Raw genomic sequence first — 22,694 nt, 5'->3', positions numbered from 1 at the left:
AATTCGGAACGCCGTAGCCAGCGCATGGGCGCGCCAATGAGGATCCGGAAAGGGAGCCGCAAACCCAATGCCTATACCGGCATCCCGTCCTGGATCTACGCCGTTGCCGTGCTCGGCGGCCTGCTGGTCATCCTCCCGCTCGTGGCCATGGTGGCCAAGGTCAACTGGCCACAGTTCATCCCGCTGGTCATATCCGAATCATCGCTCACCGCGCAGGGGCTCAGCCTCCGCACCTCCGGAGCCAGCACCACCCTGTGCCTGGTGCTGGGTGTGCCGCTCGCGATGGTCCTTGCCCGCGGCAGCTTCCCCGGCCAACGGCTGCTCCGCTCCTTTGTGCTCCTGCCGCTGGTGCTCCCGCCGGTGGTGGGCGGCATCGCGCTGCTCTACACTTTCGGCCGCCAGGGTCTCCTGGGCCGGAACCTCGAAGTCCTGGGCATTCAGATCGCCTTTTCCACCACCGCCGTGGTATTGGCGCCGACCTTCGTGGCGCTGCCGTTCCTGGTGGTCAGCCTTGAGGGTGCGCTGCGGACGGCCGGCGGCAGGTACGAGGCCGTGGCGGCAACACTCGGCGCGAGCCCCACCACCGTGCTGCGCCGCGTCACCGTGCCGCTGGTCCTGCCAGGTCTTGCGTCCGGGGCAGTCCTTCCTTCGCGCGCAGCCTCGGGGAGTTCGGCGCCACCCTCACGTTCGCCGGCAGCCTGCAGGGCGTGACCCGGACTCTGCGGCTGGAAATCTACCTCCAGCGGGAATCAGACGCCGATGCCGCCGTCGCGCTTTCACTCGTCCTGGTGGCCGTGGCGGTCACTGTTGTGGCGCTCGCCTACCGCGGTCCGCGCTCCTCTCCAACGCAGGGAATTACGACGGCGGCACCCGCCACGGGCGGGAACGCCGGGTGACCGGGGAACCAGCGGCGGGGGATCGAGCGGCGTTTCAGCTGCAGGCAGCCGTCCATGCCCGCCGCTTCGACGTCGCACTGAGTTTGGGGCCGTCGGAGACGGTGGCGGTCATGGGCCCAACGGCGCCGGAAAATCCACGCTGCTGGCAGTGATTGCGGGCCTGCTCCACCCGGATTCAGGCCGGGCCGAAGTAGACGGCAAAGTGCTTTTCGACTCAGCTGAAGGACACAGAACCTGGACCGCCCCGCACCACCGCGGTACGGCGCTCCTGGCCCAGGAGGCGTTGCTGTTTCCGCACCTGAGCGCACTGGAAAACGTAGCGTTCGGGCCCAGAAGCGCGGGCGCCTCCAAGGCAACTGCGCGGGAAACCGCAAGGCATTGGCTCGCCGCGGTTGACGCGGAAGAACTGGCATCAAGACGCCCCGCCGAGCTGTCCGGCGGGCAGGCGCAGCGCGTGGCCGTGGCCCGGGCGCTTGCGGCGAACCCGGAGTTGTTGCTGCTCGACGAGCCCATGGCTGCCCTGGATATCCACGCGGCCCCGTTGCTGCGTCGGTTGCTCAAACGCGTGCTGGCAGACCGGCGGGCAATCATCATCACCCACGATTTCCTGGATGCGCTGATGCTGGCGGACCGGGTGATTATTCTGGAGGACGGCCGGATCACGGAGGAAGGCGCCACCCGCGAAATCCTCCGCCGGCCGCGGAGCAGGTTTGCTGCCGGTCTTGCCGGGCTCAATCTCGTGACGGGCACCGTCACCGGGAATGGCATCCGGACCTCATCGGGTCAGGACTTTGCCGGCCACCACGATGACGGATCCGAACCAGGCACCCATACACCCGACCCGCTCATGCCGGGACAGCCGGGCGCAGCGGTGTTCCCGCCGTCGGCCGTCTCTGTCTTTCTGACGGAAGCCCATGGAAGCCCCCGCAATTCCTTCCCCGTGACCATCACCGATCTTGAGCCGCACGGCGATCAGATCCGGGTCCGCGTAGGCGAAGCCGGGGGACTGGCGGCGGACATTACGCCGGCAGCCTCTGCTGACCTCGGTCTGGCGCCGGGAATGACCGTTTACTTCGTGATCAAGGCTGGGGCCGTCTCCATCTACCCGGCGTAAGAAAGCAACCCGGCCAAAGCTGAGGGCGCGGCGGCTGCCGGAGTGGCGCTGCGGAGTTACATCGGCCGGGCCCAGTCGGTACGCATTTCCAAGGGCGCCCGCCACCTCCTTCTATGACAGATATTGTCATTTAACGTGACAGACTTCACAAGTGCCAGTAGTGTCTCACTTGGATCGCCCGCACCCTCAAGTGCCGCGGTCCATCCACTGGAACTGACCCAGGCCGGCCCGCACAACGGATCCCTGCCGGTGACGGGTCTCCTCGCGAAGGAGCCAACCGCTTTGAAGATCGCTAAATTCCTGGCCACGGCCGCCGCCACAGCGGCGCTGCTGGTCCCCCTGTCCGCCGCAACCGCAGCCCCTGCACCGGGCGGCGGGTCGGCCAGCACGGACATCGCCGGCGGCACCACCACCACCATCTCCGCGGCTCCGTACGCTGCCCAGATTTCCTTTGACACCACGGGCAACAGCGTCGGCTGCACGGGCAGTCAGATTTCGGCCAGCTGGATCATCACGGCCAGGCATTGTAATTCCACTTCACTCAAATCCGTTCGCCTGGGCACCACCTACCTTGAGTCCGGCGGAACGGTGAAGACCGTCGCCGCCCGCTACGCGTCCACAGCCGGCGACGTCCTGCTGCTGAAGCTCTCCACCCCCTATTACGGCTCCTATGTTGGCCTCGGCAGCTCCATCCCGGCCACGGGTTCCGCCGCCAAGGTGTTCGGCTGGGGCGACCAGACCGAGGGTGCCGGCACCATGTCGTACTACCTGAAGACCGCCAATGTCATGGTTTCCAGCCAGGGCACGGACACATACGGCGGACCGTCGGTCCGCACCCAGTCGCAGACCGGTCACACCCTGGGCGGAGATTCCGGCGGGCCGCTGATTGTGGGCGGCAAGCTGGTTGGTGTGCTCTCGACCTCCAGCATCCTGCCCCCGCAGAACCCGTCCGACTACACCAGGTACTACAACGACCACGCCTCGGTGGCCCGGAACCTTTCGTGGATCACCAGCGTCTCCGGAGTGTCCGGCTCCTGATCCGACCGACCATCCGTCTCCAGACGCGGCCCGCCATCCGGGAACATTTCCGGAGTTGACCAGCCAAGCCCGCAACCTGGCGGGCGGCTCCTTGTGGGGGAGGCGCCCGCCGGGTTGCCTCATGTCCGGAAGGTGCCAGTCTGGACGCCTGTGGACAGGTGTTTCGCTGTGGGCAAACATGGACCCTTGAGGGAAATCGCGCAAAGTTGAGCGTAGTAGACTCAACTTATAAGCAAAACATCCCGAAAGGAGCTCTCTTTGGACGTCAGATTCACCACCAAGAGCCAGGAGGCTCTTTCGGCAGGAGCCATGAACGCCTCCACGGCCGGCAATCCCCAGGTGGAACCCGCCCATTTGCTCAAGGCGCTGATGGATCAGCGGGAGGGTGTCGCCGTCGCGCTCCTCCGCGCCACCGGCACCGATCCGGACGCCGTCAGTGTCCAGGCGAGCACCGCCATCAAGGCGCTCCCGGCCAGCTCCGGCGGCTCGGTGCAACAGGCCCAGCTCTCCCGTACTGCCATGCAGGCGATCCAGAATGCCCAGAACGAGGCCGACAAACTCGGCGATTCCTTCGTCTCCACCGAACATCTGCTGCTGGGGCTCTCGGCCGGAAGCGACGGCGTCGGGAAGTTAATGCGCGACGCCGGCGCCTCCCATGAGGCGCTGCTCGCCGCCCTGCCGGGTGTCCGCGGCGACCGCAAGGTCAACTCGGCCGACCCCGAAAACACCTTCCAGGCCCTCGAGAAGTTCGGCACGGACCTCACGGCGGTGGCGCGCTCCGGCAAGCTGGACCCGGTGATCGGCCGTGATGCCGAAATCCGCCGGATCATCCAGGTCCTGAGCCGCCGCACCAAAAACAACCCGGTGATCATCGGCGAGCCGGGCGTCGGCAAAACGGCCGTCGTCGAAGGCCTGGCCCAGCGGATCGTCGCCGGAGACGTCCCCGAAAGCCTCCGCGGCAAGACACTCATCGCCCTGGACCTTGCCTCCATGGTGGCCGGCGCCAAGTACCGCGGCGAGTTCGAGGAGCGGCTGAAGGCCGTGCTTGAGGAGATCAAGAACTCGGACGGGCAGATTGTCACGTTCATCGACGAGCTCCACACCGTGGTGGGGGCGGGTGCCACAGGGGACAGCTCCATGGATGCCGGCAACATGCTCAAGCCCATGCTGGCCCGGGGCGAGCTCCGGCTGATCGGCGCCACCACCCTGGACGAATACCGCGAGAACATCGAGAAGGACCCCGCCCTGGAACGGCGCTTCCAGCAGGTGTACGTGGGTGAGCCGAGCGTGGATGACACCATCGGCATCCTGCGCGGGCTCAAGGAGCGCTACGAGGCGCACCATAAGGTGGCCATCGCGGACTCCGCACTCGTGGCGGCCGCGACGCTCTCCAACCGCTACATTTCAGGGCGCCAGCTGCCGGACAAGGCGATCGACCTTATGGATGAGGCCGCGTCCCGGTTGCGCATGGAGATCGATTCCGCACCGGAGGAGATCGACCAGCTGCGCCGCTCCGTGGACCGGCTCACCATGGAGGAACTGGCACTCGCCCGTGAAACCGACGCTGCATCAGTCGAACGCCTCGCAGCACTGCGCGCGGACATGGCGGACAAAAAGGAAGCACTGAATGGCCTCAAAGCCCGCTGGGAGGACGAGAAAGCGGGCCTGAATCACACGGGTGACCTGAAGGCCAGGCTGAACGAACTTCGCTCCGCCGCGGACAAGCACCAGCGCGAGGGGGACCTCGAGGCCGCCTCCCGCATCCTCTACGGAGAAATTCCCGCGCTGGAACGCGAGCTCACCGCGGCTGCCGAGGCCGAAGCCGCCCGGGCAGCAAGCGGTGCCGCCAAGCCAGAACTGATGGTGGCCGAGAAAGTCACAGCCGACGACATCGCCGAGGTTATTTCCGCATGGACCGGCATCCCAGCGGGCCGCATGCTCCAGGGCGAGAGCCAGAAGCTGCTGGATATGGAGCATGTGCTGGGGGAACGGCTGATCGGCCAGTCCAAGGCCGTTGGCGCGGTGTCTGACGCCGTGCGGCGTGCCCGTGCCGGCATCAGCGACCCCAACCGGCCTACCGGTTCGTTCCTGTTCCTGGGTCCGACGGGGGTGGGCAAGACGGAGCTCGCCAAGGCGCTGGCGGATTTCCTCTTCGACGACGAACGCGCCATGGTGCGGATCGACATGTCCGAGTACGCGGAGAAGCATTCCGTGGCCCGCCTGGTGGGTGCGCCTCCGGGCTACGTGGGCTACGAGGAGGGCGGCCAGCTGACCGAGGCCGTCCGCCGTCGGCCGTATTCAGTGGTGCTCCTGGACGAGGTGGAGAAAGCCCACACGGAGGTGTTCGACATCCTCCTGCAGGTGCTCGACGACGGCCGCCTCACCGACGGTCAGGGCCGCACCGTCGACTTCCGCAACACGATCCTGGTGCTCACGTCTAACCTGGGCAGCCAGTTCTTGGTCGACCCGACGCTGGACGCGAATGCCAAGCGCGCCGCCGTGATGGCCACCGTCAACGCGTCCTTCAAGCCGGAGTTCCTGAACCGGCTGGACGAAGTGGTGCTGTTTGATCCGCTGAATGTTGAGGAACTGGCGCGGATCGTGGAGCTGCAGGTAGCCGAGCTGGGGGAGCGGCTGCGTGGCCGCAGGCTCTCGCTGGAGGTTACTGACGGCGCCCGTGCGTGGCTGGCCATGTCCGGCTTCGACCCCGCCTATGGCGCCCGGCCGCTGCGCCGGCTCGTCCAGCGCGAAATCGGCGACCGCCTGGCCAAAGCCATCCTGTCCGGGGACATCGCGGACGGTGACACGGTGCTCGTTGACACAGCCGCCGACGTCGACGAACTCACCCTTGAGGGGCTGGAGGCGCTGGAAGGGCCCGACGGCGGTGCTCCCGCCGGAAGCGGCCTGACGGTACGCCGTAAGGACTAGTTCCTGTTGGCAGCGTGCTCCCCCTGAGACTTTCGTCAGGGGAGCACGCTGGACATGATCACGTTGCCGGTTTCCGCCGTGATGTAGCAGTCCACGCGCCGGTCGCCCTTCTCCCAGCTGGTGGTGCTGGGATACGCCCGTTGGAAGATCAGCTTGTATTTGCTGGATGCTGTGGTGAGCTTGGCCGCCTGGCAGGCTTCCAGGGCTTTCGCCTTCAAGGCGCCGCTTCCCGGGTAGGAATCCTCGGCGGGGTAGCGGAAAAGAGCCACCAGCTGGGCCGAGTGTCCGGTATTGCACGCCACCACCGTGGAGCCGAGGGCCTCCGGATCAAAGTCCTTGAAGCAGTCGCCCAGATGGAAGTCCAAGGCGCTGACGCCTCCCCGGGGCAGCGGCAAGGCGCTCGCCGGGGCGGACACCGTGGTCTCAACAACGCCGGGGGTCCCGCTGTCAGTCGCCCCGCCGTTCCCGGGCTGCTGGTTTGCATTGGCCAGAAGCGACGCCACCAACCAGATAAGGAGCCCACCCACAATGAGCAGGACCAGCACAAAGGCGGCCTTGAACAGGCCCAGTCTGGCGGTGTCCGGCGTGGTATCCGGCCTTGCATGCCTGGTCTTCATTGGAGGCGCCGCGGGCTGCTGCGACGCGGGCGGCGCCGGAGGGCGGGGCGGAACCGCCCGGGGGATATCGTCGGGCTTCGGGTCCTGCGCCGGGTCTTGATCGTTCACTGGGAAACATCCTCCCCGCGTTCTCTCAGGGTAGAGCCGCCGGCCGCCGTATGGTGGCCCTGGCAGCGCGATTTACTGTCGTGCATGTGACTCTACCGAACAAAAACGGCGCGCGGGCCCGCAGTTGTGTGGCCGAATAGCGGCGACATTGGCCGTGGCGGCCCCGGCTGGCGAGCAGTTGCCGCCGAAAGCATGTAATCTAGGTGTACGACAAATTGACCAAACATTCCGGGGCCTCACCAATCGCCAATGGTGACCACCTCCGGTCCGAGTACAAAAGGGGGTCACGCCATGGGGCGCGGCCGTCAAAAGGCAAAAGCTACCAAGCAGGCTCGGGATATCAAGTACTACTCCCCGAACACTGACTATTCGGCACTTCAGCGCGAGCTCAAGGGTCCTGAAGGTCGTGCCACGAGCCACTTCGCGAACGATCCGGTTGAACCGGACTATTCGGCGTATGTGGATAAGTACGCGGACGATTTGCAAGAAGACGACGGCGAAGTGGACACCCGTCGTATCGGTTAGTTGTCGCAGGCTGATGTTGCCGTAAGGCCCTTGGCTGCGTGCCGCCGTCGTAGGTTGTCCTGAACGGCGCAGTTTTCCAGCACCCGGGCACTTTGCTCAGTATAGTGCTGACCACAGTTATCAGGCCCGCCGCCTGTACCGGTTTCCGGTGCAGGCGGCGGGCTTTTGTGTTCTCCGGCCCGGTGCCCGCCTGGAGGCAGGGGCTGATGTCTTGACTTAATACGTTAGTGGTCACTAACGAATTAAACATGCTCGACCCCCTGGAAATTGCCGCGGAACCCAACCGCCGACGCCTGCTGCAGCCGCTGGCCGGCGGTGAGCGCACAATGACGGCGCTTGCTGCGGAGTTCACGGTCAGCAGATCGGCCATCTCCCAGCATCTGCTGCTGCTGGAACAAGCCGGTCTGGTGATCGCCCGAAAGGACGGCCGGAACAGGTTGTACCGGCCTGACCCGGCCGGCATGAACGAACTCCGGCGGCTCTTTGACCAATTCTGGACGCACGAACTGGAGCAGCTCAGACCGTCCTTGTCCCGCTGGACATCGACCAGACGTTCGCCGGATCACCCAGCCGGAGCGATTGCGCCGCTGGCAGACGGTTGCTGCCCGTGTTGACCTGATTGTGGGTGGGGAATACCGCTGGACCATCACCCGGGCAACCATGCAACCGGCACTTTCACTGAGATCGAACCCGGCAGGCGCGTTGTCTTCACCTGGGGCTGGGAGCAGAACGCTGACACGGCACCGTCGGATTCGGTAGTGGCCATCACCCTGGAACCGGCCGACGGCGGCACCACCGTCCGACTGACCCACGAGGGCCTCAGCGAGCAGCAGGCAGTGGGGCACGCCGAGGGCTGGAACCACTACCTCCACCGTCTGGTGGCCGCGGCCGCAGGCGATGCCGGCGCGGACGACTGGGCGGCCGCACCGGACCCGATGACCGAGCTGAGCGCTGCGGACGCCACGCTGGCCGTGCTTCAGCAGGTACTCCGCTCTGTCGGTTCCGAGGACCTTAACGTGGCAACGCCTTGCGCCGACTTCACCGCTGGCCAACTGCTGGATCATCTGGCCGGCTCCATTAGCGGGATCGGCAAGGCCCTGGGCGCGGCAGCCATTGACGACGCCACGAAGTCCCCGGAGGGTCGGATCGCTGATCTGTCGCAGCCCGTGCTGGAGGCGTTCTACCGTCGCGGCGTGGACGGAAGCGCTGACATGGGCTTCGCGGAGCTGCCGGCCACCGAGGTGGCATCCATCCTGAACCTGGAGTTCCTGGTGCACGCCTGGGACTTTTCCAAGGCGATGGGGCGGGAGCTCACGGTGGCTGATGCACTGACCGATTACGTGGAGGTTTTGGCACAAAGGACCATCAGCGATCAGGTCCGTGCCGGCGGCAGTTTTGCCCCGGCGCAGCCGGTCGCTGAGACCGCCAGCAGCCTGGAGCGGCTGGCCGCATTCACAGGAAGGAAGGTGCGCGCCTAACCCTGTTGTCAGTGTCGGTGCCCCGTACTAGGTTGATCGTGGGGCATTCATCGAGTCCAGGCGACGCCGCCCGGCGTCCACCCTGACGGGAATGACCATGATCGTGGTGACGCACGAAATGGGCTTCGCGCGGGACGCTGCCGACCGGGTCGTGTTTATGCACAGCGGACGGATTGTTGAAGAGGGTCCCGCGGAATCGGTCATCAACCACGCGCAGCACAAACGGACGCGCACGTTGCTCTCGGCCGTCCTGTAACCCAAAACGAGTGCTCCGCAAGTGCCGTTTTGAGCCCTCTAAACGGCAGTTGCGGAGCAGTCGATGAGTGGTTAGGCGTAGGAGTTCACCAGGCGGACAGCGCCGCCGTCAACACCCTTGGCGCCCTGGACGTAGTCCTGGCCGGTCTTGATGATCGAATCCGAGTTCACGGAAACGGTACCCATGACCCAGGACGGCAAGCCGCGCTCGTTCAGGCGGGCCACGGCAGCGTCAGCGGCTTCGGCGGAGACGATTGCCACCATGCCGACGCCCAGGTTCAGCGTGCGCTCGAGGTCCGCCAGCGGGACGTTGCCCAGCTCAGAGACCAGCTTGAAGATGGCGGGCAGTTCCCACGTGGCGCGGTCAACCGTGGCCACGAGGCCCTGCGGCAGTACGCGTGCGAGGTTGGCGGCCAGGCCGCCTCCGGTGACGTGGCTGAAGCCGTGCACGGCCTTGGCTCCTGTGGCAGTGGAGCCGTTCACCGGGAAGGCGCGGGCCAGGTCCAGGCAGTCTGCGGCGTAAACGCGGGTGGGTTCCAGCAGTTCCTCGCCCAGCGTGCGGCCGAGTTCGGAAACCTGGCGGTCCAGGGCCCAGCCGGCGTGGTTGATGACGCGGCGGACCAGGGAGTAGCCGTTGGAGTGCAGGCCGGAGGAGGCCATGCCGATCACCACATCGCCGGCGCGGACGCGGTCCGGGCCCAGCAGGGAATCGGCTTCAACAACACCGGTGGCTGCACCGGCGACGTCGTACTCATTCTCGCCCAGCAGGCCCGGGTGCTCGGCCGTTTCGCCACCCACCAGTGCGGTGCCGGCAACCGAGCAGGCTGCTGCGATGCCGCGGACAATGTCAGCGATGCGCTCGGGAACAACCTTGCCGCAGGCGATGTAATCGGTCATGAAGAGCGGCTCCGCGCCCACCACCACGATGTCGTCAACGACCATGCCCACCAGGTCAAAGCCAATTGTGTCGTGGATGTCCATGGCCTGGGCGATAGCCACCTTGGTTCCGACGCCGTCGGTGGACGTGGCCAGCAGCGGGCGCTTGTAGGTGAGGAGCCTGGAGACGTCGTAGAGGCCTGCGAAGCCGCCGACGCCGCCGATCACCGAGGAGTTGTGGGTCGCCTTGACGGCACCCTTCATGAGCTCGACGGCGCGGTCACCGGCTTCGACGTCGACGCCGGCGGAGGCGTACGTGATGCCGGCTGTGTTGTCAGCGGCTGGGGATGCGGAGGTCATACTGGCTCTTTCTTGTCAGCTTCAATTAAGCGATCAGCGTCGGTCAACAGATTCTCGAGCTCGGAATCCGGTCCCGGATCGCAGCCCGTGGCGCCTGGCTTGTTGGCCGGGTCCTCGTCCGTTGCATCGGCCGCGGCGAGCAGGCCGCCGAGGTCCGTGCGCTCCAGCAGGTTCTTGCCCGCCTTGTCCGAGCCCGGGAGCTCGATGGGGTACTGGCCGGTGAAGCAGGCGGTGCAGAGACGTTCGCGAGGCTGCTGGGTGGCGCCGATCATGCCGTCTTCGGAGATGTAGGCCAGCGAGTCTGCGCCGATCGCCTGGCGGATCTCCTCGACTGTGGCGCCGTTGGCGATGAGCTCCGCCCGGGAGGCGAAGTCGATGCCGTAGAAGCACGGCCACTGCACTGGAGGGGACGAAATCTTGACGTGGACGCTGGCGGCACCGGCCTCGCGGAGCATGCGCACAATGGCACGCTGGGTGTTGCCGCGGACGATCGAGTCATCCACCACTACAACGCGCTTGCCGCGGATGACCGATTCCAGGGCGTTGAGCTTGAGCCGGATGCCGAGCTGGCGCAGGGTCTGCGAGGGCTGGATGAAGGTACGGCCAACGTAGGAGTTCTTGACGAAACCGTGGGCGAACGGGATGCCGGATTGCTCGGCGTAGCCCACTGCCGCAGGGGTGCCGGATTCCGGGACGGGAATGACGATGTCCGCTTCCTGGGTGTTTTCGCGGGCCAGCTGGCGGCCCATCTCCACACGGGCTTCGTACACGGAACGGCCGGCAATGGCGGCGTCCGGACGGGCGAGGTAAACGTATTCGAAAACGCAACCGGCCGGCGTCGCATCTGCAAAGCGCTGCGAGCGGACGCCTTTCTCGTCAATGGCGATGAATTCGCCCGGCTCGATTTCGCGGATGAAGCTGGCGCCCACGGTGGCCAGGGCTGACTGTTCGGAGGCGACAACCCAGCCGCGTTCCAGCCGGCCCAGGCAAAGAGGGCGGATGCCGTAGGTGTCGCGGGCAGCGTACAGGGTGCCTTCGTCCATAAACACGAAGCAGAAGCCGCCCTTGATCTTGGGCAGCAGCTCGACGGCCGTCTGCTCAAGGGACTTGCCTTCTTCGCCTTCAAGGAGTGCGGTGACAAGAGCGGTGTCCGAGGTGTTGCCCTGCTTCATTTCACCGCTGAGCTGGCCGTCGTTGCGCTCCAGGATCATGGCCTTGAGCTCGGCGGTGTTGGTCAGGTTGCCGTTGTGCGCCAGGGCCACGGTGCCGGTGGAGGTGGCGCCGAGGGTGGGTTGGGCGTTGGCCCAATGGCTGGCACCGGTGGTGGAGTAGCGGCAGTGGCCCACAGCCAGGTGCCCGGTCAGGGTGTTCAGCGTGGTCTCGTCGAAGACCTGGGAAACGAGCCCCATGTCCTTATAGACGTTGATCCGCTTGCCGTCGCTGGTAGCAATTCCAGCCGACTCCTGACCGCGGTGCTGCAGTGCATACAGCCCGTAATAGGTGAGTTTTGCTACTTCTTCACCTGGTGCCCAGACCCCGAAAACGCCACAAGCGTCCTGAGGGCCTTTTTCGCCAGGGAGAAGATCATGAGAAAGTTTTCCATCGCCGCGTGCCACTGGTCGATTATCTCACGATATGGGGTAAGTCTTTTCCGGCCGGGGCTTTATGACTGGTGCCCGGCGGCGGGACCGCCGTCGGCTTCCGCTCCGTCCGCAGCGTCGGGGACGGATTCGACGACGGCGCGGCGGGCGCGCTTGACGCTCAGCCGGTCCAGGAGCAGCGCCACGATGGCGCCCAGGATTACGCCACCGGCGCCGAACATCACCATGAAGAAGCCGAAAACCGAGCTGCGATCATAGCTTTCGTCGCCGGGGAGCCCGTAAGCGATGATCGCGGCCACGGCGATGCCCACGAGCCCGCCCAGGATCAGGAACGGGACGTATTTAGGTGCCCTGCGGACAATGATTTCGCGGCGCCGCAGGGAGTCCGGTGCCGTTTCTGCAGGCGCCGTTTCTGCCGGTGCAGCTGCAGCCGCAGCAGGGGTGGTGGCCGGCGGGTTGGTGGGTCCGGTGCCGGGAGTGTCTTCAGAAGCCATGCCATCTAGCCTACTGCGAAGGCTGCACAGGCAAAGTTCGGCCCGCGCTGAGCCGGGGCAGACTCAGCTCCCGCGGTAGGTGGAGAAGGCGAACGGGCTCAGCAGCAGAGGCACGTGGTAATGCTCGCTGCCGGTCACCTCGAAGACCAGGTCCACTTCCGGGAAAAACGTGGCTGTTCCGATCCCGCCGTAGTAGGCGCCTGTGTCAAAGTTCAGCCGGTACTTGCCGGCCGGCACCTGCTCAGGCCCGAGGTTTTTCGCACGCCCGTCTGCATCGGTGGTCCCCCTGGCGAGCTGAAGCCAGCTGCCGCCGTCGTTCGCGTAAAGCACGACGGCGACGCCCGCCGCCGGGCGCCCGGCGCCCGTGTCGAGAATGTGGGTGGTGATGTGGGAAACGCTCATTCGCTGATCACTCCTTCGAGGCGCAGCAGGGCGATTTCGCGCAGCTGCTGAGCCACTATGACGTCTTCTTGCTCGGAGGTGTTGGCCAGGCGGTCGCGGAGGGCGGTAAGGATTTCCGGGGCGGTGCGTCCGGCGGCGCGGATCAGGAAGACCCGGCCGAATTTGTCCTCATAGTCGCGGTTCCCCTTGGCCAGGGCATCGGTAACGGCGGTGTCTGCGGGGTCCACGCCGGCCTGCTCGGAGCGGGACATGGATGCCTCGGTGGTCTTGGCTGTGGGCCGTTCGCCGATGCGGGGGTGGTGCGCCAGCGCGGCTTCCACCTCAGCGGACGTGAACGGGGCTGCGGCGTCGCGGGCGAAGCTGAGCAGTTCCGCGCCGCCGGCGAACGGCCGGGCGTCGGCAATCTGGTCAACCCAGCGTCGGACATCGATACAGGGTCGAAGGACCGCGGTGACGTCGGCGCGGTCGGCTTCGTTGAATTCGGCAAGCTTCATGCTTGGTGATCCCTCGTGCAAATGCTGGCATCCATGGTGTTGGCTATACGGAAAGCCGGGTTCTCCCGGCAAGACCCGGCGCGACATACCGCGTCGGGTCTTCCGCATCATGGAACTGTTATTTCAGCATACGTAATAGTCAAGCTGATGGGCCGCTCCGGTGTCAAGAGACTACCCCAACCAGGCCGCAGCTTTTACAGCTTTTGGACAAACCCTCCCACGGTTTCTGCCAAAGAAGACTGATGGCCTTCCCTGGCGGGAGCAACCTGATAGATACCGTCTGGCAAAGAAGCGCCATGTCGGCACACGGACTGACCGGTGCCGGTGCGTTGCACTTCGGCTCTGTGCTCTTGCCCGAAGTTTCGACGACGGTCCGTGGATTTGGGCGCGTGGCCAGTCAAGGGGCTGTGGTTGGAGGGTTCCTAGACCGTGATGGCCTGGATGGTCCACTGCGCTTCATGAGACTCGCCGGGGGCCAGGATGATGAGGCCGGTGCCGGTGTTAAAGGCGTCCGGCGGGCAGGTCATCGGTTCCACGGCGAGGCCCACGCGGGTGGCGGCCGGCGCCGGAAGATCGGCTGTATGGATCTGCACCCAAGGGCACTCCGGTCCCCAGGTCATGGCCGTCCCGCTGCCATCGGGGCCCGTGACGCGCGCCCGGACTTCCCCTGCGGACTCCCGGATCAGGCCGGTAAAGGCGTGATCGATCTCGGTTGACCCGATGAGCCGGGGTGTTCTGAAGTCAAAGGACGGCGTGTCCGCCACGGCGCCCACCCCTTCCGGGATCAGCCGGTCCTCGGTGACGTGCAGAACGTCTCTGGCCGGCAGCTCCAACACCCAGCCATCCACCGGACCAGCACCGCCCACCAGATACGGGTGGGGCGCAGTTCCGTAGGGCGCGGAACCCGTGCCGGTATTGGTGGCCGTCACCTCGGTCTGGAAGCCGCCGTCGTCGAGCGTGTACGTCACCTGAAGGTCCAGGCGGAACGGGTAGCCGTCCTGCGCCGGAATCTGGCAGGTGAGGGTGGCCGAGGAGTCGCTGCGGACGGCAATGGTCCAGTCCTCCCAGACCACCAGCCCGTGCAGGGCATGTCCGCGGGCCGGCTCGGTGAGGCTGAGCCGGTGCTCGGCGCCATTGAAGGAATACCGGCCATCAACCACACGGTTGGGCCACGGCGCCAGAATTGCGCCTCGGAAGGCAGGACGGACCTGGTCGGGCTCAAAAGGCACCACCAGATCCCTGTCCTCGAAGCGGAGGCTCCGCAGTGACGCGCCAATGCTGGCGATGTCCGCCGTGTACTTGCCGTGCCCGAGCCGGACCTGATGGCCGGAAAGCGGGGGCGGTGTGGAATTCATTGACATCTTTCGCACGGAAACACGGAACACGCCGGTGACCACCGGAGGCACGGAGGAGCTAAGCGAGCCCCCATGGCTGATCATATTCTGGATGACGCTGAGAAGCAGAACGGTGCCTCCGCGCCGGCCGCCGGGATGGGGCGGGATCAGGAGATGAAGCAGCCCTCCTGCGCATCACATGCGGGAGGGCTGCCTGTTTGCTCGCGAAATATGCAGGTTGCTGGCGAAATTATGCAGGAGGGTTGGGCCGGAACGGCCATAGTCAGTCGTCACCGTGGGAATGGTCGTGCCTGGCTTCGTTCCCTCCATGTCCGCCCTGATCATCGCCGGGTTCATGGGAAGGGGAAGGCGATGCGGTGTCCGTCGGGGACGGCGTCGCCATCCGGTCGTCATCTTCGTCTCGTCCGCGGCGATCATCGTCGGTGCCGGTAGGCGACGGTGTTGGGCTGGCGGTGGACTTCGGGCTGGCGGACGGCGACGGCGTGGCCGTGCCGGTGGCGGAATCCTGCGGCAGGAGAACCTCATTGGAGTTTCCGGTGGTACCGGCAGGCGAGCTGTTCAGGGTCTGGGTATTCACCGCGAGAGCGGCGGATCCGGCGACCAAAAGTCCGGCAATCGAGAGGACAAGGGCTGTCTTTGTTTTCATGTTTCAACTGTATGAATCCGATGGAAAAGACAGGTGCCCTGGAAATCCAAGGGTTGTCCAAGATTGGTCCTGCAATCCGCCCGGCTTGCGGTCATTCGCCCTATTCCACGTCCGGCGGGAACATAATCAGATATGCAGATCCTGGTGGTTGAAGACGATGAAGCCGTGGCATCCGCTGTCATTGATGGACTGACCCGAGCCGGCTTCCAGGCCACCCACGTTGCCACGGGGGCAGCGGCACTGGCCGGGGTCCGCGGCTCGGGCCCCGATTTCATCCTCCTGGACCTCGGGTTGCCTGACATGGACGGCACCGATGTGTGCCGCGCCATCCGGGCACTGATCCCGACCCCCATCATTGTTGTCAGCGCCCGCGACGAGGAGATCGATCGAGTGCTGGCATTGGAACTGGGCGCAGATGACTACCTGGTCAAACCGTTCGGAATGCGGGAGCTCATTGCCAGGATCCGGGCGGTGGCGCGTCGCACGGACGAACGGGCACCGGACGGCCACGCTGCAGCCGACAGCATCAGAACTATTGGCGGGCTGAGCATCGACCACCGATCGCGGCGGGTGCTGGTGGACAACGTGGAGGTCCACCTGACCGTCAAGGAATTCGATCTGCTGTACTACCTGGCGGAGGATCCGGGTGCCGTGTGCCAGCGAAGCGATATTCTTCGCGCCGTCTGGAACGGCACCTGGTACGGCACCACGAAGACGCTCGATGCCCACGTGGCTGCCATCCGTAAGAAGCTAGGGGATCCCCGCTGGATCGAGGCCGTCCGGGGAGTCGGGTTCAGACTGGACGTGCCCGGATGAGGTGGCGGCTCATCTGCGCCTTTATGGTCACTACCCTGCTGGTGGTGCTGGTGCAGGACATCCCCCTGGGTAACTATCTGGTCCGCGTTGAACGCGACCGCCTCACCACCTCCCTTGAACGCGATGCATTTCTGCTCGGCGGAAGGACCGGTGGCCTGCTTGAAACCGCCGGTGGCCTGCCGGATGGCGTGGCCGAAGCCGTCCGGCAATACGGTGAGGCAAGCGGTGCCCGGGTAGTGATCGTCAACCCCGCCGGCACAGCCGTGGCAACCTCGGATGATGATCAATCCGCCACCGGGTCCTCCTACATCTCACGCCCGGAAATAGCCGAGGCACTGACCGGGCAGATCAACTCGGGTCAGCGATACTCGCAGACGCTGGGCTTTGATTTGTTGTACGTGACCGTTCCTGTCCTAAGCGGCGAGAAGATTTCCGGCGCCGTCCGGCTGACCTACCCGGCGTCCGTGGTCACGGACCAGGTGTCCGGCCAGCTGAGGGTGTTGTGGACGGTGGCAGGCACCACGGTGCTGCTCGCCGGCTTGCTGGCGTTCCTGATGGCCGGCGCCGTTGCCAGCAGGATCCAGAGGCTGCAGCGGGCCACGGAACTGCTTGCCGACGGCCATCTTGGCACCCGGACCGAAGAAGGCGGGGGCGCTCCGGAGCTGAGGGCTCTTGCGGGTTCCTTCAACCGCATGGCCGAGAGGATGGAACGCCTGCTCCAGCAGCAGAGGGGCTTTGCCAGCGATGCGTCCCATCAGCTCCGCACCCCGCTGACCGGATTGCGGCTGAGGTTGGAGAACGCCGCGGACTCCCTGGACAGCGATCCGGAGGCCGCCAAAGTCATGGTGTCGGATTCCCTGGAGGAGACCTACAGACTGCAACGGATTATCGACGGCCTGCTCCTCCTGAGCAGGGCGGAGGGCCGCGAGGTGGCCCTCGTCGGAACAGATCTGAGCGAGGTTGCCCGGGGCCGGCTGGAGCAGTGGGAAGCCCTCGCCGAGGAAACCGGAGTCCGCATCACGCTCGATGCGGCGCCGGAGGCAAATGTCATGGCCATGCCCGGAGCAGCGGAACAGATCATCGACAATCTGATCGACAACGCCTTGGCCGTAGCGCCGCAGGGGTCCCTGATCCGGATCATGGTTGCGCATGCCGAAAACCCGGACAGCGTGGAGCTGCATGTCCTCGATGAGGGACCCGGGCTATCCGCCGAAGACCGCCAGCGCGCCTTCAACCGGTTCTGGCGTGGCCCGGCGAGCTCCGGGGGAAGCGGCCTGGGCCTGGCAATCGTCCAGCAACTTGCTGAGGCCAGCGGTGCCGTGGCCACGCTGGCTCCGGGAGTCAAGGATCAACTCACCGGAGCCACCGGACTGGACGCCTCCGTGAAGTTCAGGAGCCGGGAGTGACGTGCCCGTTTTCCGGGGCGAGCGAGGAGTCGCGGGACAGGATCCAGGTGTTGGTCCCGTCCTGACGCTCGAACGTCACGGTTGTCACCAAGGCCTGGATCAGGGCCAGGCCGCGGCCGGACTCGGAGTCCTCATCCGGCATGCCCGGCTCCATCTGCGAAGCGAAGGGCTCCCGGGCGTGGAAGGCGCTGACGCGGGCCTGCAGCAGTGCCAGCTGGACACTGATGTCGACGCCCAGCTCCACGGGATCCTGGGCTTCCGGTTCGGCGTGCTGGACGATGTTCGAGGCGGACTCGATGATCGCCGTGGCAAAGGTCATGCGGTCCATGTCAGGGACAAAGGACGCATCTTCCCAGAGGTCGTCCAGCATTTCATGGACAGCTTCGATGGCCTCCGGGGAGGACTGGCCCCGGAAGCTCCGGCGGGCGAGAAATTCAGTCATTGCCGAACGCCTCTTCCGCGGAATCGTAAGAGGTCAGGACCCGGTCCATGCTGGTCAGCTCCAGGACCATTTTCACCTGCGGCTGGACGCCTGAGATCCGGAGATCACCGCCGGCCTGCCGGGCGGCCTTGAGGCAGCCGATGAGGGCTCCCAGCCCTGACGAATCCATAAACGCGGTGTCTTCAAGATTCACCACGATCCGGCTGGATCCGGCAGCAACTACGCCTGCGACGAACTCCCGCAGCTGCGGGGCGGACACCATGTTGAGGCGTCCCTGGGCCTTGATTTCCGCGTATGAGTCTTTGACCTCATAGCTGAGCTCCATCAGTTTTCCTCTCCTCGGGGTCAGGATCATTTTCGGGTCTGAAACCCTTGTACAGGACTGCCCGCACCAGAATGCTCATGACCACCAGGTCAAAGATTACCCACCCGACGTTCACCAGCGTGCCAATCGGTTCCGACAGGCCCGTGGTCAGGCGGACAACACCGACGACGGCGGCAATCGCCAGCAGGACGGCCACCGCAATCTGTGGCCGGATCAGGCTCCAGCTGGGTCCGCCGGTCTGACGGGCTTTGGGGGTGACGGCAAAGCCGAGTGGGCGGCCGAACCAGACGTTGCGGGCCGCCGTCGTGCATGCCTTGATCCAGGTGGGAAACAGCGCAAGGCTGTACTGCTGGCCCCGCCAGGTGCTGATGCCGCGCCCGGCCACCGCGAACAGCAGCTGGTTGACGATCATGAAGGGGATGAACCGGATGAAGAAGTCCGTGCTGAGGCTGTTCACGGGAAGGACGCCCAGTGTCAGGTAAATGATGGGCGCGGCGAAGTAGATGACGGCTGCGTAGCCGCTGAGATAGGTCCACATGGTGGCGAAGTACATCAGCCGCTGCCCCCATTTCAAGCCGCGCTGCACCAGCGGGTTCTCCCGTAGCATCACCTGCATGGTGCCCTGGGCCCAGCGCAGCCGCTGGGTAAGCATGGTTTTGAGGTCTTCCGGTGCCAGGCCGTAGGCCAGGATCTCGTGGTGGTAGACGCTTTCCCAGCCCATGCCGTGCATCCGCATGGCTGTGGCCATGTCTTCCGTGACGGAGATGGTAGCCAGCGGCATCACGGGCTGCGCTTCGTCATTCCGCTCGATGGACACGGCATCAAGAACGGCCTGCACGGATTCCATGGCGCCAAGCGGTGACCAGTCCCGGGCGGACATCCGCTGCACGGCATCGTCCGTCACCACATGGACGCCGGATTCGCCCACACGGGCCAGCTCCATGGCGGCGATTTCCTCCAGGTCGGCCTGAAGCGCGGAAACGTCTGCCTGCACCAGGGCCTGGACGGCCTGGTCCACCCGGCGGCGCACCCTGTACGTGATCTCGCTGAGCGATTCGCCGTCGCCGAGCTCGCGCTGCGCCCGGACAGTGGCGGCTTCCACCTCGTCCAGCATCTGTGCCACCAGCGGGGCTTCGATGTCCGCGGACTTCCGTGCTTTCCGGATGGCCGACTGGGACGCGGCCAGGGCCCGGCGGATGCTCTTCTCGGTTTCCTTGACGTAGCCCACCAGCCCCAGCTGCATCAGGGCTTCGCGGCGGAGGATGGCGTTTGATCCACAGAAGAATGCCGCGTTCCAGCCGTCCTTGCCCTGCTGGATGGGGCCATAGAACAGGGGTGCCTGGCTGCCCAGGGGATCGTCCGCGGGAACGTTGCTGAAGTACTGGGGCGTCTGCACCAGGGCCACACGCCGGCTGTTGAAGTACCCCAGCGTTTTGTCCAGAATGTCCGGTTCAGGAATCTGATCGGCGTCGAGGATGAGGATGAATTCGCCTTCGGTGACCATCAGCGCGTTGTTGAGGTTACCGGCCTTGGCGTGCCGCGGGCGGTCCTTCCAGTCTTCGCTTCGGGTCACGTAACCCATGCCGTGCTGTTCGGCGAGGTCGCGAAGCTCCGGCCGGGCGCCGTCGTCGAGAATCCAGGTGCTGTGCGGGCGGCGGATCCGCTGGGCCGCCAGGGCGGTGGCCATCACCATGTCCAGCGGCTCGTTGTAGGTGGTGATAAAGACGTCCACGGTGGCGGCGGCGGGTGCTGCCGGAGGTGCCTTGCGGATTTTGAGCTGCCACACCGTCATGCCGAACAGCAGGACGTCGATCAGGCTGTAGGTCTCTGCGGCCACAAGCGGCACGGCGATCCACCAGGCATCCCAGTTGAGCGAAACGGCCCAGCGCCAGCTGACGTAGTTCAGTCCAAGGACGACGGTCAGGATCACGAACAGCCGGGTCCAGAACCGGGTCATGGTTCAGGTGTTCCGGCCGTGCCTTGTGCGGGATTGCGGCTTGCGGGATCGCGGCGGACCACCACTGCCGTGACGTCGTCTTCCGCGGTGTCTTCCGGGGCCAGGCGCAGCACGGCAGCGCACGCGCTTTGTGCGGTGGGCCGGCCGTGGACGGCCCGCAGCACTTCCGCAGTGAATTCGTCCACGGATCCGAAGGCATCCAGAACGCCGTCGCTGACCACCACCAGGGAGTCGCCCGGAGCCAGTTCCAGGTCCGCCTGCCGCCAGTGTGCATCAGGCCACGCACCCACCGGGGGCCCGGCGGAGGGCAACCGGTGTGCCGTTCCCTCAGTCCGAACGTGAATGGCCAGGCCATGGCCGGCGTCCACATAGCTGACCTTGCCGGAACCGGAGTCGAGCCGCGCGTGGAAGAGTGTGACGAATGATCCCGAGAGGTCCAGGTCCGCCGCGATGGCGCGGCTCGCGGTGTCGAAGGCGCTGCCCAGGTCCGGGTTATGGGCCATGGATCGCATCACCGCACGCACGGTAGCAGCGATGAGGGCCGCGCCCATGCCTTTGCCCATGGCATCGGCGAAGGTCAGATGCAGCCCGTCCGGCGTCTGGTACCAGTCGTAGAAATCCCCGCCCACAGTGCGGGACGGCCGGAAGACGCCGGCCACCTCGTAGCCCTCAAGGTGGACTGCCTTCTTCGGCAGCAGGCTTTGCTGGACTTCGGCGGCGCGGTCGAGTTCGCTCCGCGCAGCGGAATCCACTACAGGCGTGCGGCGCGCCGGAAGAGCGCGTTGATCCTGGATTTGAATTCGCGGGGGCTGAAGGGCTTGCTGACGTAGTCATCGGCGCCGCTGTCCAGCCCCGTGAGTTTGTTGATCTCGTCCACCCTCGCGGTGAGCATGATGATGAACGCGTCGGAGAATTCGCGCAGCTTTTTGCAGACCTCCAGGCCGTCCAGATCGGGAAGATTCAGGTCCAGTGTGACCAGATCGGCATTCGTGCGCCGGACCGCCTCGATGCCCGGCAGCCCCGCGCCCGCCTCGGTCACATCAAAGCCCTGATTGACCAGAATCCGCGCGATCAGGCCGCGGATGTCAGGATCATCCTCAATCACGACGGCGCGGCGGGGTTCAGCGATTGAAGGCATGCCTCTATTAACCCCTGTATTTACAAACTTTGTCACGTCGGGTCCATGAAAGTGTTCGCACATGTCCCCGCCGAGGCACGCGCGCGGGGGAGAATATGCATCAACTGCTTCAAGGAGATCCCCATGGCACAAAATCTGACGTCCCGGTACCTGTTCGGCCCCGGGCCGGGCAATTGCTATCCGGAAGTGACCGCCGCGCTGGCACATCCTGTGATCGGGCACCTGGATCCGGTGTTCATCGAGAGGCTGGACAACACCTGCGAGGGCCTCCGGAAGGTGTGGGGGACGGCCAACGCCAGGACCCTGCCGCTAAGCGCGACCGGGTCCGGAGGGATGGAGGCTGCCTTTGTGAACACCGTGGCGGAAGGTGACGTAGCGGTCATCGCCGTCAACGGCCTGTTCGGTGAGCGCATGTGCGAGGTAGCCCGCCGCTGCGGAGCCACCGTTGTGAGGGTCGATCACGAGTGGGGCCGGCCTGTCGACGTCGAGCGCGTCCTCGAAGCCCATCCGAGTCCCACGGTGATTGCGGCCGTCCACGCGGAGACGTCCACGGGTGTGCTGTCCGATGTTGCCCCGCTGGGCCAGAACAAGGGCGACGCCCTGCTGATTGTCGACGCCGTGACGTCCATCGGCGGGCTTGAACTGCTTACCGACGACTGGGGGATCGACGTGGGCTACGCCGGAACACAGAAGTGCCTGGGCGTGCCGCCGGGGCTTTCCCCGTTCACGGTGTCAGATCGCGCATTCGAGCAGCGCGTCATGGATCCCCGGTCCTGGTACCTGGATATTGGCCTGCTGGGTGGCTACGCGGGTGCGGCCAGCGGGAGCGGCAGGACCTACCACCACACCGCTCCGGTCACCATGATTGCCGGACTGGAAGCCGGCCTTGACCGGATCCTGAACGAGGGGCTGGACACCGTATGGACACGGCACCGCGCCGCCGGGGCGGCTCTGCAGGCCGGGTTGCAGGAGCTGGGGCTGACGCTCTTCGCTGCGGAAGGGCACCGGCTGCCCAGCCTCACCACCGTTAACGTGCCCGACGGCGTGGATTCGGCTGCCGTCCGCCGCTATCTTTTGGAGAACTTCAGTATTGAGATCGGCGCGGGGGTGGGCGAGTTCGCGTCAACGGTCTGGCGGATCGGCACCATGGGACCCAACGCGGACAAGGCAGCCGTGACCCTGGTACTCGGGGCCCTTGCGGAGGCTATGGCGAAGGCCTGAGGGGCTCCTTGCCCGGGAAGAGGAAGCCGGTCTCGGTAGATCCTCTACCGGCGAGACCATGATGTTCAGTCTGGACGGAACCTCGTACGAGATCGTCCTGAACGACACTCGCCCGCCGCGAACCCAGCTTTCTGAGTTGATGCCGCTACTCGCCGTATACTCAAGACACCCTCCCGAAGCAGGAACTCCATGTGCCTTAACC

Annotated in this window: 19 protein-coding genes and 4 pseudogenes; 11 read left to right on the top strand and 12 right to left on the bottom strand. The window is 65.5% G+C overall.

All coding sequences use genetic code 11. The features are described 5' to 3' along the window. The first annotated feature begins 36 nt into the window (after positions 1–36). The 4 genes and pseudogenes from V3C33_16690 (at position 37) to clpB (ending at position 5,976) form a co-directional block, all read left to right on the top strand. Positions 37–896 (top strand): annotated as a pseudogene (locus tag V3C33_16690) (ABC transporter permease). 38 nt (positions 897–934) lie between these two features. Further along, positions 935–2,010, top strand: a pseudogene (locus V3C33_16685) (ABC transporter ATP-binding protein). 282 nt (positions 2,011–2,292) lie between these two features. Then, positions 2,293–3,048 (top strand): trypsin-like serine protease, encoded by a 756-nt coding sequence (locus V3C33_16680; GenBank protein XAS67072.1) that lies wholly within the window; start codon positions 2,293–2,295, stop codon positions 3,046–3,048. A 258-nt stretch (positions 3,049–3,306) separates the two neighbouring features. Continuing rightward, the gene (gene clpB, locus V3C33_16675; GenBank protein ID XAS67071.1) at positions 3,307–5,976 is read left to right on the top strand and encodes an ATP-dependent chaperone ClpB; all 2,670 of its coding nucleotides are present in this window, start codon (positions 3,307–3,309) and stop codon (positions 5,974–5,976) included. A gap of 35 nt (positions 5,977–6,011) precedes the next feature. On the opposite strand, the gene V3C33_16670 is transcribed toward clpB, so the two are convergent. Beyond that, positions 6,012–6,701, bottom strand: coding sequence for a hypothetical protein (locus tag V3C33_16670; protein ID XAS67070.1), 690 nt, complete (start codon positions 6,699–6,701; stop codon positions 6,012–6,014). A 291-nt stretch (positions 6,702–6,992) separates the two neighbouring features. Here V3C33_16670 and V3C33_16665 point away from each other — a divergent pair, with 291 nt between their 5' ends. The 4 genes and pseudogenes from V3C33_16665 to V3C33_16650 all read left to right on the top strand — a co-directional run bounded on the left by V3C33_16665 (position 6,993) and on the right by V3C33_16650 (position 8,960). Beyond that, positions 6,993–7,226 (top strand): DUF3073 domain-containing protein, encoded by a 234-nt coding sequence (locus V3C33_16665; protein XAS67069.1) that lies wholly within the window; start codon positions 6,993–6,995, stop codon positions 7,224–7,226. Positions 7,227–7,474: 248 nt separating this feature from the next. Then, positions 7,475–7,840 (top strand): metalloregulator ArsR/SmtB family transcription factor, encoded by a 366-nt coding sequence (locus V3C33_16660; GenBank protein XAS67068.1) that lies wholly within the window; start codon positions 7,475–7,477, stop codon positions 7,838–7,840. A gap of 18 nt (positions 7,841–7,858) precedes the next feature. Next, on the top strand, positions 7,859–8,704 hold the full coding sequence (locus V3C33_16655; GenBank protein XAS69769.1) for a TIGR03086 family metal-binding protein: 846 nt from the start codon (positions 7,859–7,861) through the stop codon (positions 8,702–8,704). An 88-nt stretch (positions 8,705–8,792) separates the two neighbouring features. Continuing rightward, positions 8,793–8,960 (top strand): annotated as a pseudogene (locus V3C33_16650) (amino acid ABC transporter ATP-binding protein). A 71-nt stretch (positions 8,961–9,031) separates the two neighbouring features. Here V3C33_16650 and purM read toward each other — a convergent pair. The 7 genes from purM to V3C33_16615 form a co-directional block, all read right to left on the bottom strand. Continuing rightward, positions 9,032–10,195 carry a phosphoribosylformylglycinamidine cyclo-ligase gene (gene purM, locus V3C33_16645; GenBank protein ID XAS67067.1) on the bottom strand — a complete coding sequence of 388 codons (1,164 nt, stop codon included), beginning with the start codon at positions 10,193–10,195 and terminating at the stop codon, positions 9,032–9,034. Then, positions 10,192–11,811 carry an amidophosphoribosyltransferase gene (gene purF, locus V3C33_16640; protein ID XAS67066.1) on the bottom strand — a complete coding sequence of 540 codons (1,620 nt, stop codon included), beginning with the start codon at positions 11,809–11,811 and terminating at the stop codon, positions 10,192–10,194. Before purF ends, purM begins: the two co-directional genes overlap by 4 nt. A 47-nt stretch (positions 11,812–11,858) precedes the next feature. Beyond that, positions 11,859–12,176: a hypothetical protein gene (locus V3C33_16635; GenBank protein ID XAS69768.1), complete on the bottom strand. Its 318-nt coding sequence runs from the start codon at positions 12,174–12,176 to the stop codon at positions 11,859–11,861. A 177-nt stretch (positions 12,177–12,353) separates the two neighbouring features. Further along, positions 12,354–12,692, bottom strand: coding sequence for a hydroxyisourate hydrolase (gene uraH / locus V3C33_16630; GenBank protein XAS67065.1), 339 nt, complete (start codon positions 12,690–12,692; stop codon positions 12,354–12,356). Then, positions 12,689–13,186: a 2-oxo-4-hydroxy-4-carboxy-5-ureidoimidazoline decarboxylase gene (gene uraD, locus V3C33_16625; protein ID XAS67064.1), complete on the bottom strand. Its 498-nt coding sequence runs from the start codon at positions 13,184–13,186 to the stop codon at positions 12,689–12,691. Before uraD ends, uraH begins: the two co-directional genes overlap by 4 nt. A 422-nt stretch (positions 13,187–13,608) precedes the next feature. After that, on the bottom strand, positions 13,609–14,541 hold the full coding sequence (locus tag V3C33_16620; protein XAS67063.1) for an aldose 1-epimerase family protein: 933 nt from the start codon (positions 14,539–14,541) through the stop codon (positions 13,609–13,611). Between the two features lie 262 nt (positions 14,542–14,803). Then, positions 14,804–15,187 (bottom strand): hypothetical protein, encoded by a 384-nt coding sequence (locus tag V3C33_16615; GenBank protein ID XAS67062.1) that lies wholly within the window; start codon positions 15,185–15,187, stop codon positions 14,804–14,806. 132 nt (positions 15,188–15,319) lie between these two features. Here V3C33_16615 and V3C33_16610 point away from each other — a divergent pair, with 132 nt between their 5' ends. Beyond that, complete coding sequence (locus V3C33_16610) at positions 15,320–16,003, top strand: response regulator transcription factor (GenBank protein ID XAS67061.1); 684 nt, start codon at positions 15,320–15,322, stop codon at positions 16,001–16,003. Further along, the gene (locus V3C33_16605) at positions 16,000–17,409 is read left to right on the top strand and encodes an ATP-binding protein (protein ID XAS67060.1); all 1,410 of its coding nucleotides are present in this window, start codon (positions 16,000–16,002) and stop codon (positions 17,407–17,409) included. The genes V3C33_16610 and V3C33_16605 overlap by 4 nt, the downstream gene beginning before the upstream one ends. Here the strand turns inward: V3C33_16605 and V3C33_16600 are convergent. The 4 genes and pseudogenes from V3C33_16600 to V3C33_16585 form a co-directional block, all read right to left on the bottom strand. Then, positions 17,393–17,851, bottom strand: a complete 459-nt coding sequence (locus V3C33_16600) for an ATP-binding protein (protein ID XAS67059.1) — start codon at positions 17,849–17,851, stop codon at positions 17,393–17,395. The two genes, V3C33_16605 and V3C33_16600, sit on opposite strands and share 17 nt — an antisense overlap. Further along, positions 17,844–18,176 carry an STAS domain-containing protein gene (locus tag V3C33_16595; protein XAS67058.1) on the bottom strand — a complete coding sequence of 111 codons (333 nt, stop codon included), beginning with the start codon at positions 18,174–18,176 and terminating at the stop codon, positions 17,844–17,846. The genes V3C33_16600 and V3C33_16595 overlap by 8 nt, the downstream gene beginning before the upstream one ends. Then, on the bottom strand, positions 18,160–20,133 hold the full coding sequence (locus V3C33_16590) for a glycosyltransferase family 2 protein (protein ID XAS67057.1): 1,974 nt from the start codon (positions 20,131–20,133) through the stop codon (positions 18,160–18,162). Before V3C33_16590 ends, V3C33_16595 begins: the two co-directional genes overlap by 17 nt. Next, a pseudogene (locus V3C33_16585) lies at positions 20,130–21,271 on the bottom strand (SpoIIE family protein phosphatase). Before V3C33_16585 ends, V3C33_16590 begins: the two are co-directional and overlap by 4 nt. Positions 21,272–21,394: 123 nt before the next feature. Here V3C33_16585 and V3C33_16580 point away from each other — a divergent pair. Beyond that, on the top strand, positions 21,395–22,492 hold the full coding sequence (locus V3C33_16580; protein XAS67056.1) for an alanine--glyoxylate aminotransferase family protein: 1,098 nt from the start codon (positions 21,395–21,397) through the stop codon (positions 22,490–22,492). Positions 22,493–22,694: the final 202 nt, after the last annotated feature.

Source organism: Micrococcaceae bacterium Sec5.7 (assembly GCA_039636785.1).
GTDB lineage: Bacteria > Actinomycetota > Actinomycetes > Actinomycetales > Micrococcaceae > Arthrobacter.
Note: the sequence above shows the minus strand (reverse complement) of the source record. Positions and strands in the feature narration are given on the sequence as shown.